This window comes from Acidovorax sp. A1169 (genome assembly GCF_030704685.1).
Taxonomy (GTDB): domain Bacteria; phylum Pseudomonadota; class Gammaproteobacteria; order Burkholderiales; family Burkholderiaceae_C; genus Acidovorax.
Genome location: NZ_JAUZDX010000017.1, coordinates 36,685 through 50,996, shown reverse-complemented (window position 1 = coordinate 50,996; position 14,312 = coordinate 36,685). Strand labels below are relative to the sequence as shown.

The 14,312-nt window shown below is 71.4% G+C and carries 8 protein-coding genes; 7 read left to right on the top strand and 1 reads right to left on the bottom strand.

Features of this window, described 5'->3' with window-relative positions:
* Positions 1–156: 156 nt before the first annotated feature.
* The 7 genes from QYL93_RS23370 (at position 157) to QYL93_RS23340 (ending at position 11,706) form a co-directional block, all read left to right on the top strand.
* A complete protein-coding gene (locus QYL93_RS23370) occupies positions 157–1,077 on the top strand; it encodes a LysR family transcriptional regulator (protein WP_305745898.1) in 921 nt (306 codons plus the stop codon).
* Positions 1,078–1,094: 17 nt separating this feature from the next.
* Positions 1,095–2,231: a tRNA 2-thiouridine(34) synthase MnmA gene (mnmA, locus tag QYL93_RS23365; protein ID WP_305745897.1), complete on the top strand. Its 1,137-nt coding sequence runs from the start codon at positions 1,095–1,097 to the stop codon at positions 2,229–2,231.
* 247 nt (positions 2,232–2,478) lie between these two features.
* Entirely contained in the window at positions 2,479–2,685 is a 207-nt protein-coding gene (bcsP, locus tag QYL93_RS23360) for a cellulose biosynthesis protein BcsP (protein ID WP_305745896.1), read from the top strand.
* On the top strand, positions 2,682–3,479 hold the full coding sequence (gene bcsQ, locus QYL93_RS23355) for a cellulose biosynthesis protein BcsQ (protein WP_305745895.1): 798 nt from the start codon (positions 2,682–2,684) through the stop codon (positions 3,477–3,479). The genes bcsP and bcsQ overlap by 4 nt, the downstream gene beginning before the upstream one ends.
* Positions 3,476–5,701, top strand: a complete 2,226-nt coding sequence (gene bcsA / locus QYL93_RS23350) for a UDP-forming cellulose synthase catalytic subunit (protein ID WP_305745894.1) — start codon at positions 3,476–3,478, stop codon at positions 5,699–5,701. The genes bcsQ and bcsA overlap by 4 nt, the downstream gene beginning before the upstream one ends.
* Positions 5,698–8,007, top strand: a complete 2,310-nt coding sequence (gene bcsB / locus QYL93_RS23345) for a cellulose biosynthesis cyclic di-GMP-binding regulatory protein BcsB (protein WP_305745893.1) — start codon at positions 5,698–5,700, stop codon at positions 8,005–8,007. Before bcsA ends, bcsB begins: the two co-directional genes overlap by 4 nt.
* A gap of 30 nt (positions 8,008–8,037) precedes the next feature.
* Positions 8,038–11,706 carry a cellulose biosynthesis protein BcsC gene (locus QYL93_RS23340; protein WP_305745892.1) on the top strand — a complete coding sequence of 1,223 codons (3,669 nt, stop codon included), beginning with the start codon at positions 8,038–8,040 and terminating at the stop codon, positions 11,704–11,706.
* A gap of 9 nt (positions 11,707–11,715) precedes the next feature.
* Here the strand turns inward: QYL93_RS23340 and QYL93_RS23335 are convergent, their stop codons facing one another.
* A complete protein-coding gene (locus QYL93_RS23335) occupies positions 11,716–14,310 on the bottom strand; it encodes a DUF5682 family protein (protein WP_305745891.1) in 2,595 nt (864 codons plus the stop codon).
* Between the last annotated feature and the right edge of the window lie 2 nt (positions 14,311–14,312).

Genomic DNA, 14,312 nt, shown 5'->3' with positions numbered 1-14,312 from the left:
TGTTGGCAACTATTGATGCATACGACGCAATAAATGCCAGGCGCTTTTACGTGCTGAAATGGGGCCTGTAAATTGCAATTTTGCGAAGCATTGATGCACGGCGCGCAACGCCCTGCGCCCCATTGCCTCCCACTTTCGTTCCTGCCAGGACATGCCATGCACAACAAGTTCGACCTTGCCGACATCCAGGCCTTTGCTGCGGTGGCCGAGCTGCACAGCTTTCGCGCTGCGGCCGAATCCATCCACCTGTCGCAACCGGCCTTCAGCCGCCGCATCGACAAGCTCGAAGAGGCCCTGGGCGTGCGCCTGCTCGACCGCACCACGCGCCGCGTGACGCTCACGGCCGTGGGCCGCGACTTCGCGCGCAAGACGCGGCTGTGGCTCGACGATCTCGACGGCATGCTCATGGGCCTGGGCGACGTGGCGGCGCGGCGCATGGGCGAGGTGACGATCGCCTGCGTGCCATCGGCCGTTTATTACTTTTTGCCGCAGGTGGTCAAGCGCTACCACGAGCGTTTTCCGAAGATCCGCGTCAAGGTGCACGACGCCAGCGCCAACGAGGTGCTGGTGGCCGTGGCCCAGGGCGACGCCGACTTTGGCCTGAATTTCATCGGCAGCCAGGAGGCCGAGATCGAGTTCAAGCCCGTGCTGGCCGAGCGCTTCGTGGCCGCCTGCCGGCGCGACCACGTGCTGGCGCGGCGCAAGAAGGTGACCTGGGCAGAGCTGGGCCAGCACGATTTCATGTCGGTGGGCAAGACCTCGGGCAACCGCCTGCTGATGGACCTGGCGCTGGCCAACGTGCCCGACCGCCCGCAGTGCCTGTACGAGGCCAAGCATGTGACCACCCTGCTCGGCCTGGTGGAGGCGGGGCTGGGCGTGGCCGCCGTGCCGCGCCTGGCCATGCCGGGCAAGGACCACCCCACGCTGGTCAGCATTCCCCTGGTGGACCCGGTGGTCACGCGGCAGATGGGGCTCATCAAGCGCCGCGGGCGCTCCCTGTCGCCGGCGGCCCAGCAGCTGTATGACCTGCTGGTGGCTACGCGTTCTTCGCGCCCGCGCAGCGTGCCCGCAGCATAAAAAATACAATCTGGGCAATGACAGCACCAACCAAGCACCGCGTCGTCGTCGGCCTATCGGGCGGCGTGGACTCGGCCGTCACCGCCCACCTGCTCAAGCAGCAGGGCCACGAGGTGGTCGGCATCTTCATGAAGAACTGGGAAGACGACGACGACAGCGAGTTCTGCTCGTCCAACATCGACTTCGTGGACGCGGCCGCCGTAGCCGACGTGCTCGGCATCGAGATCGAGCACGTGAACTTCGCGGCCGACTACAAGGACCGGGTGTTCGCCGAGTTCCTGCGCGAATACCAGGCCGGCCGCACGCCCAACCCCGATGTGCTGTGCAACGCCGAGATCAAATTCAAGGCCTTCCTCGACCACGCCATGCGCCTGGGCGCCGAGAAGATCGCCACCGGGCATTACGCACGTGTTCGCCAGAACCCGGCCTCGGGCCTGTTCGAGCTGCTCAAGGGGCTCGATCCGTCCAAGGACCAGAGCTACTTTTTGCACCGCCTGAACCAGGCGCAGCTGTCCAAGACCCTGTTCCCGGTGGGCGAGCTGCACAAGACTGAGGTGCGCCGCATCGCTGAGGAGATCGGCCTGCCCAACGCCAAGAAGAAGGACTCCACCGGCATCTGCTTCATCGGCGAACGGCCGTTCCGTGAGTTCCTGAACCGCTACATCAGCCATGCCCCCGGCCCCATCCAGGACGACCGGGGGCGCACCCTGGGCAAGCACGTGGGCCTGTCTTTCTACACCCTCGGCCAGCGCCAGGGCCTGGGCATCGGCGGCATCAAGGAAAAGGGCGCCCAGCGCGGCGGCGGCGAGCACGAGCCCTGGTTCGTGGCGCGCAAGGATCTGGCGAAGAACACGCTGCGCGTGGTGCAGGGGCACGACCACCCCTGGCTGCTGTCGCACGCGCTGACCGCGCAGGACGTGAGCTGGACGGCCGGCCACGCGCCGGCCCCGGGCGTCTATGGCTCCAAGACGCGTTACCGCCAGCAGGATGCAGCCTGCACCGTGCTCGCGGCCGACGGCGCCGGCCTGAGCCTGCAGTTCCCGGACGCGCAGTGGGCCGTCACGCCCGGCCAATCGGCCGTGCTCTACGACGGTGAGGTCTGCCTGGGCGGCGGCGTGATCGCCAGCGCGGCAGACAGCCTGGCCACGGCCTGAGCGACCCGTCTTCTGCCGCGATCTGGGTTCAAGCGCTTGTAACAGTGCACAAAGGCACGAACGTTCGTAGCTGCGAACGCTCTGCATGGGCACGCTTGTTGCGTAGGGCACACACTGAAGAGGCAAAGCCTTCTGGTTGACAATGGTTAACAAGGGGCTTTTTGTTGCAGTGCCGCATGATCGGCGCTGCAACAGGCCCGCCGTGACAGGCTGGGCACTTCCAGACCTCTCCTGACCCCCTGTGCCCATGCCCGCGTCCACCGACATCGTGAACCTGTTCCAGCAATTCGGCGGCAAGCCTGCGGGCTACCAGGAACTGGCCCGCGCCCAGGCCAGCCACCAGGCACGCGAGCGCTGGCCGCTGGTGCGTGCCCTTCGCGGGCTGGCGCAGGCCGATATCCCGCCGGTGGTGCGAGCCGTATTCCCTGACGCCGGGCCTGCCACGCCCGCATGAGGGTCATTGCCGTCGTCTCCGCCAAGGGCGGCGTGGGCAAGACCACGGTCACCGCCAACCTGGCCGCTGCGCTGGCCCAGGCGGGCGCACCGGCCGTGCTCGCGGTGGACCTCGACCCGCAGAACGCGCTGGCGCTGCACTTTGGCGCCGACCCGCACACCCTGTCGGGCGTGGCGCGCGCCAGCCTGGCGGGCAATGCCTGGCTGGGTACCCGCTTGCCCGGGGTGGTGCCAGACCATGGCGCACAGGCCCCGCAGGTGCTGCCCCACGGCCTCGTGAACGAGGAAGACCGCCTGGCTTTCGAGCAGCAGCTGGCCGCCCACCCGCAGTGGCTGGCCGGGCAGCTAAAGGGGCTCAACCTGCCGGCCGATGCCCTGGTGCTGGTCGACACGCCCCCCGGCCCCTCGGCCGCCACGCTGCAGGCGCTGGCGGCGGCCGACCACACGCTGGTGGTCACCCTGCCCGATGCGGCCTCCTACGCGGCCCTGCCCTTCATGCAGCGGCTGGCCCAGGCCTACGGGTCCTCGCATGCGGTGGCAGAAGGGCCGGTGTACCTGGTCAACCAGATGGATGGCGCGCGCGCCCTGTCGCGCGACCTCTCCCGCGTGCTGCACGAGCAGTTCGGCGAGCGCCTGGTGGGCCGCATCCACAGCGACGAATCGGTGCGCGAGGCGCTGGCCCATGGCCGCACGGTGCTCGACCACGATGCAGCCTGCGAGGCGGCGCACGACTACCGCCAGTGCGCACAGCGCCTGCTGGCCTGGCTGCAACCCTCGGCCGGGATGCCGCGGTGAGCCTGGACCACCGCCCACGCGCCGACGAGGTGGCCGATGCCGATGCGCACAGCCTCCAGGCGCGCTGGCGCTCGGTGGTGCACCGCATCACCGCCTGGGCGCTCTGGCAGCACCCCATGGCACGGGTTGCGGCGGTGCTGTGCAGTGCCGCACTGTTCGGCCTGGTGGTCAGCGTGCCGCTGGACCTGCAATCCCAGTGGCTGTTTTCGGCGGGGTCGTTCGCGGCGGCGCTGCTGCTCGGCCGCACGCCGGGGCGGCTGTCCACCCTGGCGATGATCGTGCTGTCCATCACCGCCTCCACGCGCTACATCTACTGGCGGCTGACGGACACGGTGGGCTTCGAGAACCTGCTCGACGCGTTCTTCGGCTTCGGCCTGGTGATGGCCGAGCTCTACGCCTTCCTGGTGCTGCTGATCGGCTACTTCCAGACCGCCTGGCCGCTGCAGCGCCGCCCCGTGCCGCTGCCGGCAGACAGCAGCCTGTGGCCCAGCGTGGACGTGTTCATACCTAGCTACAACGAGCCGCTGGACGTGGTCAAGCAGACCGTGTTCTCGGCCATGAGCATGGACTGGCCAGCCGACCGTCTGCATGTCTACGTGCTCGACGACGGGCGCCGCGCGGACTTTCGCGACTTCTGCGCCGGCGCCGGCGTGGGTTACCTGGTGCGCGACAACAACCACCATGCCAAGGCGGGCAACATCAACGCCGCGCTGGCGGTCACGCATTCCGAGTACGTGGCCATCTTCGACTGCGACCACATCCCCACGCGCTCCTTCCTGCAGGTCTGCATGGGCTGGTTCTTCAAGGACGAGAAGCTGGCCATGCTTCAGACGCCGCATGTCTTCTTCTCGCCCGACCCGTTCGAGCGCAACCTGGACACCTTCCACGCCATGCCCAACGAGGGCGAGCTGTTCTACGGCATCGTGCAGGACGGCAACGACCTGTGGAACGCCGCGTTCTTCTGCGGCTCGTGCGCCATCATCAAGCGCGGGCCGCTGCTGGAGGTGGGCGGCATCGCGGTGGAGACGGTGACCGAGGACGCGCACACCGCGCTCAAGCTGGCGCGCCGGGGCTACGGCACGGCCTACCTCGAAGTGCCGCAGGCCGCGGGTCTGGCGACCGAGAGCCTGTCGGGCCACGTGGGCCAGCGCATCCGCTGGGCGCGCGGCATGGCGCAGATCGCCCGGGTGGACAACCCGCTCTTCGGCCCCGGCCTGGGCCTGGGGCAGCGGCTGTGCTACCTCAACGCGATGTTGCACTTCTTCTACGGCCTGCCGCGCCTGGTGTTCCTCACCGCGCCGCTGGCCTATCTGCTGTTCGGCGCCCAGGTGTTCCAGGCCACGGCGCTCATGATCACGGCCTACGCGCTGCCGCACCTGGCGCATGCCAGCACCACCAACTCGCGCATCCAGGGGCGGTTTCGCTACTCGTTCTGGAACGAGGTGTACGAATCGGTGCTGGCCTGGTACATCATGCGGCCGGTCATCGTGGCCTTCATCAACCCGCGCCTGGGAAAGTTCAACGTCACAGCCAAGGGCGGCGTGATCGAAAAGGCGTACTTCGACTGGACCATGGCCCGGCCTTACGTTGTGCTGCTGGCCATCAACCTGGTGGGCTTCATGGTGGGCATCGCGCGCATGTTCTCGGCGACCGACGAGGCCATGACCACGCTGGTCATCAACATGGTCTGGACCACCTACAACGTCATTTTGCTGGGCGCCAGCGTGGCCGTGGCCAGCGAGACGCGCCAGATCCGCAGCACGCCGCGCGTGGCGGCCAGCCTGCCGGCGGTGATCCGCCTGGACAGCGGGCACACCCTGGTCTGCCGCACGGAAGATTTTTCCCAGCACGGCCTCGGGCTGGTGGTGCCGCCCGGCACGCAGATCCCCGTGGGCAGCACGCTGTCGGTATCGCTCTCGCGTGCCGACGAGGAAGGCGTCTTCCCCGCCGTGGTCACCTTCTGCGGCCCCGGCCGCCTGGGCTTGCGCTTCGACCAGTTGAGCCTGCCGCAGCAGGCCGAGCTGGCCGCCATGACCTTCGCACGCGCCGATGCCTGGGTCTCCACCTGGGGCACGGGGCAGCGTGACCGGCCACTGGCTTCGCTCAAGGGTGTGCTGGCCATCGGCGTGCACGGCATCGGCCTGCTGGCCTCCCATACCTTTCAGAGCCTGCGCCAGCGCCGCGCTGCCTCCCCTGTTCCTGCCGACGACCCCGCACCATGACCGCACGACACCCTTCCCTCCACACCCCCCACCGCCTGCGCCTGCTGCCTACCGTGGTGGCGCTGGTCCTGGCCAGTGCGGCCCTGCCCACCGCGCGCAACGCAGTGGCGGCGCCCGGTGTGGCCGAGCCTGCGGTCGCCCCCGTGCCAGGCGGGCGCACCTACCAGACCAGCTTCAAGCAGCTTGGTGCGCTGTTCCCGCTGCAGCTGCGCGGTGTGCAGGGCACGAGCGGCGTGGCCTTCAGCATCCGCAGCGACGAGGTCGTTACCCAGGCGCGCTTGCGGCTCAACTATGCCTACTCGCCCGCGCTGCTGGCCGACATCTCGCACATCAAGGTGGTGGTCAACGAGCAGGTGGCCGCCACCATCCCCGTGCCGCCGCAGGAGGCCGGGCGCAACCTGCAGCGCGACATCCCCATCCCCGCGCGGCTGCTGACCGAGTTCAACCGCATCAACCTGGAGCTGATCGGCCACTACACGCGCGAGTGCGAAGACCCCATGCACACCAGCCTGTGGGCCAACATTGGGAACGACAGCGCGCTGGAGCTCACCGTCGCCCCGGTGGCCCAGGCCAATGACCTAGCCCTGCTGCCCCAGCCCTTCTTCGACCGGCGCGACGTGCGCCAGCTGAACCTGCCCCTGGTGTTCGGCACCGCGCCCGAATCCGGCGCGCTGGAGGCGGCGGGCACGCTGTCGTCCTGGTTCGGCGCGCTCGCGGGCTTCCGCGGGGCGCAGTTCCCTGCCCGTGTCGGCACGCTGCCCGAGCGTGGCAATGCTGTGGTCATGGTCTCCGGCTCGCGGCAGATCCCCGGACTGTCCCTGCCCGAGGCCAAGGGCCCGACGGTGGCGCTGGTGCCGCACCCGGGCGACCCGCATGGCAAGCTGCTGCTGGTGATGGGGCGCGACGATGCCGAGCTGGCCACCGCCGCGCGCGCCCTGGCTGTGGGCGGCACGGCGCTGTCGGGCCCGCTGGCGACCATCACCGAGGTCACCGAACTCAAGCCTCGCAAGCCCTACGACGCGCCGCACTGGCTGTCGTCCGAGCGCCCGGTGAAGTTCGGCGAGCTGGCCGAGCAGCGCACGCTCAATGTGGCGGGCTACTCGCCCGACCTGATCCGCATCAACTTCGTGCTGCCGCCCGACCTGTTCGCCTGGCGCGACAAGGGCATCCCGGTGGACCTGCGCTACCGCTACACGCCCCGGCCCACGGCGGACAAGTCCACGCTCAACATCAACGCCAACCAGCAGTTCCTGCGTGCGCTGCCGCTGCGCACCGTCTCGCATGAGGAGCCCGGCGTGCTGGACCGCCTGGCAGCCGCCACCCTGCCGACGGGCGAGACGGTGCCCGCGCGCGAGCAGTTTCGCCTGCCGCTGTTCAAGCTGCCTGCGCAGACGCAGCTGCAGTTCCACTACTTCCAAGACGTGGTCAAAGTGGGGGCCTGCCGCGATGTGCCGCTGGACAACGTGCGCGGCACGGTGGAGCCCGATTCGACCATCGACATCTCGGGCTTTGCGCACTTCATCGCCATGCCGGACCTGGCGGCCTTTGGCAATGCCGGCTTTCCGTTCACGCGCATGGCCGACCTGTCGCAGACCGCCGTGGTGCTGCCCGACCAGCCCGTCGCTGGCGACTACACCGCCTACCTCTCCCTCATGGGCCTGATGGGCCGTGCCACCGGCTACCCGGCCACGGGCGTGCGCGTGGCTGCGGCCAGCCAGGTGGACATGCTGGCCGACAAGGACCTGCTGGTGCTGGCCTCGGGCAGCAACCAGCCCCTGCTCACGCGCTGGGCCGATGCCATCCCGGTGGCGCTGGGCGGCAGCGAGCGGCGCTTTCAGCTGTCGGACTTCGCCAACCGCCTGCTCACCTGGTGGGACCCGGGCCAGCACGATGGCGCCCAGCCGCGCCAGGCGCAGGTGGCCTTCAGCAGCCAGAGCACCGATGCGGTGATCGCCGGCTTCGAGTCGCCCCTGCGCAAAGGCCGCAGCGTGGTGCTGGTGGCCAGCAACCAGGCCGCCGGCCTGACCCAGGCCATCGAGGCCCTGCTCGACCCCGAGCGCCTGCAGCTCGTGCAGGGCAGCACGGCCGTGGTACGCGGCAAGCAGGTGGACAGCCTGGTGGCCGAGAAGACCTACCACGTGGGCCGGCTCAACCCCTTCCTGTTCGCGCAGTGGTACCTCTCGCGCAACCCGCTGCTGCTCACGCTGCTGGGCTTGGCCTCGGCCGTGCTGATCGCGCTGGTGGCCTACCTGTCGCTGCGCGCCCGGGCACGCTCACGCCTGCTGCTTCAGCAGAAAAAGGCCTGACCCGTGGCGGTGCGCGGCGCCCCCTCCCTCATGACTGGTGCCCTGCTGTGTGCGCTGGCCGCCCCGGGCAGCACCCTGGCGCAGGACGCGGCGGCGCAGGCGCTGGTCAACCAGGCCCGCTACTGGCAGGAGCTCGGCGATGCCGAGCGTGCGGGCGAGGCATGGCAGAAGCTGCTGCGCACCGACCCCGCGCACCCCGACGCGCTCTACGGCATGGCCCAGGCCGAGCTGGCCGCGCGCCGGCCCGAGGGCGCGCAGCGCTACCTGGCCCAGCTGCAGCGCGCCCACCCGGCGAGCCCGCTGGTGGCCCGGCTGCAGCAGGCCCTGCGTGCCGGCGGCGTTGGCGCATCGCCCATCGAGGCGGCGCGCGCCCTGGCACGCAAGGGCCAGGGCCGCGAAGCACTGGCCGCCTACCAAGTGGCCCTGGGCGGGCGGGCCCCTACCGGGCCGCTGGCCCTGGAGTACTACCAGACCCTGGGCGGCACGCCCGATGGCTGGGACGAGGCGCGCAAGGGCCTGGCATCGCTGGCCCAGGCATCACCCGGCGATTCGCGCGTGGCCCTGGCCTATGCCCAGCACCTGAGCTACCGCGACGCCACGCGGCGCGAGGGTATCGCCGGGCTGGCCCGCCTGGCCAGCCAGCCCGGCGTGGGGCCCGCCGCCACCGAGAGCTGGCGCAAGGCCCTGGGCTGGGTGGGTACCCGCCCGGCAGACGCCGGGCTGTACCGCGACTACCTGCGTGCCCACCCAGGCGAGGCCCAGGTGCAGGCCTGGCTGGTCGAGGCGCAGGGCGCGCAACGCCGGGCTGCGGCCAGCCCCGCGCGCCCCGCAGACCCCCTGCGCCAGCGCAGCGCCGCGGGCTTTCGTGCGCTGCAGGCCGACGATCTGTCCGCAGCGGACGCCGCCTTCACGCGTGTGCTGGCCGCCCGTGCGCGCGATGCCGATGCGCTGGGCGGCCTGGGCATCGTGCGCCTGCGCCAGGGGCAGTTCGCTGCTGCACGCGAACTGCTCACGCAGGCCTCGCAGGCCGGCACGCCCGCGCGCTGGGCCGAAGCCCTGGCCAGCGCCAGCTACTGGGCGCTGGTGGCGGATGCCACCGCGGCCCGCGAGCGTGGCGACAACGATGCGGCGCGCGCCACGCTGCAGCAGGCGGTGCAGTTGAAACCGGGGGAGGCGACGGCCCAGGTGGCGCTGGCGGACCTGATTTCGCAAACCGGCCAGCCCGATGCGGCCGAGGCCCTCTACCGGCAGGTCCTCGCCCGCCAGGGCGACCACCCTGACGCACTGCGCGGCCTGGTGGGCCTGCTCGAACGCGGCCAGCGCAGCGCCGAGGCCCTGGAACTCATGGAGCGGCTGCCCGCCGCTCTGCAGGACAAGCTGGGCGCCCTCGGGCGCCTGCGCGCCACACAGGCCCTGGGCCAGGCCCGCGCTGCCGTGGCGCGGGGCGACGAGGCCGCGGTCCGTGCGGCGCTCGACAACGCCCTGGCCAGCGATCCGGCCAACCCCTGGGTGCGGCTGGACCTGGCGCGCCTGGCGCTGCGCGTGGGCAGTGCGGCCGAGGCCCGGGCCGTCATGCAGGGCCTGCTGCAGGCGGCCGGCAATCCGCCCCCGCCCGAAGCCCTGTATGCCAGCGCCTTGCTGGCCTCCGAAGCCACCGACTGGCAGGCCGCTCTCGATCTGCTGGCCCGCATCCCTGCGCCGCAGCGCACGGCCGACATGGCTGCTCTGCAGCAGCGGGCCGCCCTGCAGTTGCAGGTGGATGCTGCCGTGGCCCTGGCTGCTGCCGGCCGTGCAGACGATGCGCGCGCTTCGCTGGCCCAGGCTGCGCCAATGGCCGGCCAGAACCCCGTGCTGCTGGGCGTACTGGCCCAGGGCCATGCCGATGCCGGCGACACGGTGCGCGCGCTGGAACTGGCACGCCAGATGGTGGCCCTGAGCCCCCGGCCCGATGCGGCCATGCAATTGCAATACGCCCTGGTGCTGTTCGCAGCGCGCGAGGATGCCGCGTTGCAGGACACCCTAGGCGCCCTGCACAGCAGGCCCTTGGCGGCGCGCGAGCGTGCCAGCCTGGCCGACATCGAACGCGCCTTCACCGTCCGCCGGGCCGACGCCTTGCGCGAGGCCGGCGACCGGGCGGGCGCCCTGGCCCTGCTGGCCCCCTTGCTGCAGGCCCAGCCCGGCGAGCCGCAGCTACTGGCCGCGCAGGCACGCTTGCTGGCGGCCAGCGGCGACTACGCCGGGGCGCGGGCTTTGTACGGGCGCCTGCTGCAGGCCTGGCCGGGCGACGTGCCGCTGCTGGTACAGGCGCTCGACGCCGCCACCGATGCGCGCGACGACGCGCATGCCGACACCCTTGCCAGCAGGGCCCTGGCCGCCGCGCCGGCCGATACCCAGGTGCTGGCTGCCGCAGGCCGGCTGGCCCGCGTGCAGGGCCGCACCCAGCGCGCGTTGGAGCTGCTGGCCGCTGCCCAGGCCACAGGGCGTGCGCCTGCCGCTGCGCGCGATGCCCTGCGCGACATCCGTGAAAGCCGTGCCACGGCCTTCACGGTCGGCGTGGTCGGGCGGGTGCGCACCGGCGAGGCCGGGTTGAACCAGTTGACCGAGGTCGAGGCCCCGATCCAGGTGCAGTGGGCCGCGGGCGATGGCCTGCTGTCGCTGCGCATCACCCCGGCCGATGCGCGCGCCGGCACCGTCGGCAGCGGCTATGGCAGCGCAAGCCGCTTCGGTGGCGGGCCGGTGGCCGCGCTGGAAGGTACGGGTGTCCGCACGCCCGGCCGCCAGGGTGACACCGGCGTGGGCGTGGGTGTGGCCTATGAGGTGGGCGGCCTGCGCCTGGACCTGGGCACCGCGCCGCTGCGCCTGGGGCATGTAGACCTGACCGGCGGTGTGCGCTACCGCACGCCGCTGGATTCGCGCGGCCTGCTCGGCCCGCACTGGACGGCCACGGTGGAGGCATCGCGCCGCGTGGTCACCGAGAGCCTGCTGTCCCTGGCCGGCGCCCGCGATGCCCGCACCGGCGAGCGCTGGGGCGGCGTGCTCGCCACTGGCCTGCGCGCGCAGCTGGGCTGGGACGACGGTCGGCGCGGCGGCTACGGCTACGGTGCCTGGCACACCCTGACAGGCGAGGGCGTGCGCAGCAACACCCGCACCGAACTCGGCGGTGGCCTGTACTGGCACCTGCACCGCACGCCCGACGCCGACCTCACGGCCGGGGTGAGCGCCACGCTGCTCGCCTACGAGCACAACCTGCGCTACCACACGGCCGGCCACGGTGGCTACTTCAGTCCGCAGCGCTTTGCATCGCTGGCCCTGCCGGTCGAGTGGATGGAGCGCAGCGGCCGCCTGTCCTACCAGCTGCGCGGCTCTCTGGGCGTGCAGAACTTCAGCGAAGACGCCGCGCCCTACTTCCCGGGCAACGGGGTGCGCCAAGCCCAGGCGGCACTGGCCGCATCGGGCCAGGGCGCCACCGCCAGCTACGCCGGCCAGTCGCGCACCGGCCTGGGTTACAGCCTGGGCGGCGCCTTTGAGTACCAGTGGCAGCCCCAGGTCTTCGTCGGTGCCCACCTGGCGGTGGACAACGCACGCAACTTCCGCGAGGTGGCGGGCGGGCTGTATGTGCGCTATGCGCTGCAGCCCATCACCGGCCCCATTGCGCTGCCGGTGCAGCCGCTGCGCTCGCCGTACAGCCCGCCTTACTGAGCCAGCCCGTCAGCGTATCCAGTGCGCCAGCCCGTCGCGCTGCAGGCTGGCTTCCAGCAAGGCCTGCAGGCGCAGGCCGGCGTGCAGATCCTCTTCGGTGGTCTCGTAGTGCATGCCGGCGAGCGTCGCAGCCGTGGCCTCGTCCGTTGCGTGCAGCTGCGCCACCTTGGTGGCCAGGTCCGCCGTTTCCTGTGGGCGCAGCCCGGTGAAGGCCTGGCGCAGGTCCGGCAGGTGGGCCACGAAGGCCTCGTCGTCCCACTGGCGCACCAGCGTGTCCAGCCCCTGCAGCAGGGCCGGCAGGCGCAGCAGCAGCTCGGGCGCTGCGGTCATCATGCCGTTCAGGAACTGCACCGCCTCCTGCGGCTGTGCGCCGGGGCCGAAGCGCTGGCGCACCACGGCGTCCAGCGCCGCATCGTCCCAGTGGCCATCCAGGTAGAGCAGCGCCGTTGCGGCGCCGGCCACGCCCGGTGCAACGCCGGCACCGGTGGCAAAACGTTGCAGGTGCTCCGTGAGCAGGCTGGCATCGATGGCACTGGCGTCTTCTCTTTCGTCCAGGCTGGCGAGCAGGCGCCCCAGTTCGCGCAGTGAGAGCAGCAGGCGCACGGCCTGCTCCTGCCCGTCCGCTGGCGTCTGCGCCAGCGGCGGAAGCAGGTACAGGGCGGCGGGCCACACGCGCTGCAGCAGGCCCGCCAGCTGCGGGTTCTGCTGCACGCCCAGCGGCTCGCGCGCCCGCCACAGGGTGACCAGGCGATGTCCGCATTCCACGACGGAGCCGAGCGAGGCGTCCTCGTCGAGGTGGGCCGAGAGCATGGCCAGCAGCTGTGGCAGCCGCGCGTGCAGGCCCACCAGGCAGGCGCGCTGCAGCAAGGCCACGGCGGCGCTGGCGCTGCGCCCGCGGCCCTGTTCCGACAGGGCCGCCTCTTCGCGCAGGAGGCGCGCCAGGCACACCGCCTCCACGCTCGCGCCGTCACCGGCCAGCGCGATCAGGCGCGCCTCGACCATGGGCGACCAGGCGGCGCGCCATTCCTCGAACAGCATGTTCAGCCGGCTGCCGGCAATGAAATCGGGCCCAGCCACCCACTGCGCCAGGTCCGCATCGAGGTAGGCCATGGCATGCAGGAAGCGGCTGCGCTCGCGGTGCGAGGGCTTGCGGTACAGGTCCAGCCGCACCGTGCGCGAGGTGCTGTCGTCCAGGCGCACGCCAGCGGCGCGGGCCAGGCGGCGCGCGTCCTCGATCAGCGGCGGCGAGCCGGCCGAGGGCGGCACATCCCCGATGCGCGTGCCGCCCAGGAAGGCGCGCAGGTCGGCGGTGAAGCCGCGCGTGCCCTCGTCCATCGCGCCCTTGACAAAGCACGAGCGGATCGCGTCCAGCAGGTCCTGCCGGCCCGGCCCGGCATTGCCACGCAGCTCGGCCAGGCGCACCGCCTGCAGCGCGGCGGCCTGCACCAGCGCGGTGGAAACGGCGTCGGCCTGGTCCTGTGCGCGCGTCTGCTGCGCAAAGCGGGTCAGCAGGTCCAGCGCCACCACCGTGAGGGGGTGTACCGCCGCGGCTGCGGGGGCGTCGCGCTGTGGCCGGGCTTCCAATGCCTCCCACACCTGCTGGTAGTAGCCCGGCGAGGGCATGCCGGCGCCATAGCCGTTGAGCGCATCGAGCTGCTCGAAACTGTAGCGGATCAGCCAGGCATCGGGCTCGGTGGCCTTGCCTTTTTTCGTCGAAGCCTTGGCGGGCGCCGCCATGGGCGGGGCGGTCTTCCAGCTGCGCAGCAGCTCGGCGGTGTGAAAGCCCCCGGTCACCACCACGATGGGGCCGCTCACCGCGCTGCGCCAGCGGCGGATGTGCGCGGCCATGTGGCGCTCGCGCGGCAGGCTCAGCTCGGCTTCCAGCACCTCGGGCTCGTAGTCCTGCCGGGCCATGGCGCACCAGCTGAACACGTCGGCGAACAGCGTGCGCCAGTCGGCCAGCGCCTCGGGCGTGCGCAGCTCGAAGAGACGGTCCCACAGGTCGTGGTGGTCCACGCAGCCGAGCTGGCGCGCCATGGCGTTCAGGTAGCGGCTGTGGGCGAAGTGGCGCTCCTCCATCTGGCTGCGTGCGGTGTCGGGGGCCTGCGTTTCCTCCCCGTCGTCGCCGCCGCCGTAGCGGCGCTCCCAGGCCTTGAGGCGCCAGGGCAGGTCGATGAGTGCGACCTGCGCGCCGAGGGCCGCACCCTCGCGCACGGCGATCCATTCGGGGCTGTAGTCGCACAGGGGGTAGAAGGAGCTGCTGGTCACGGTGCGCGGCCCGGTGGGCTCTGGTTCGGCCTCGGCGCCTTCCTCGCCGGGGTCAGGCGGCTCGGCCTTGGCCTCTCGCGTGGCCTGGCACAGCCAGGCCACCGGGGTGCGGGTCAGCGGGTCCTGCAGCAGGGGCAGCAGGGCGTCGAGGTCATCCGGGCCCTCGATCAGCACGGCCGCCGGGCGCATCTCGCGCAGCAGGTGGCGCAGCGCCCAGGCGCAGGCCGGGCTGTGGTGGCGCACGGGCACGAAGAAGATGCCCTCGTCACCGAGCAGCTGAGGCAGCAGGGCCGCGATCTCCGGCGGCAGGCCCGGGGGCTGCGGTACAGCGCTCATCG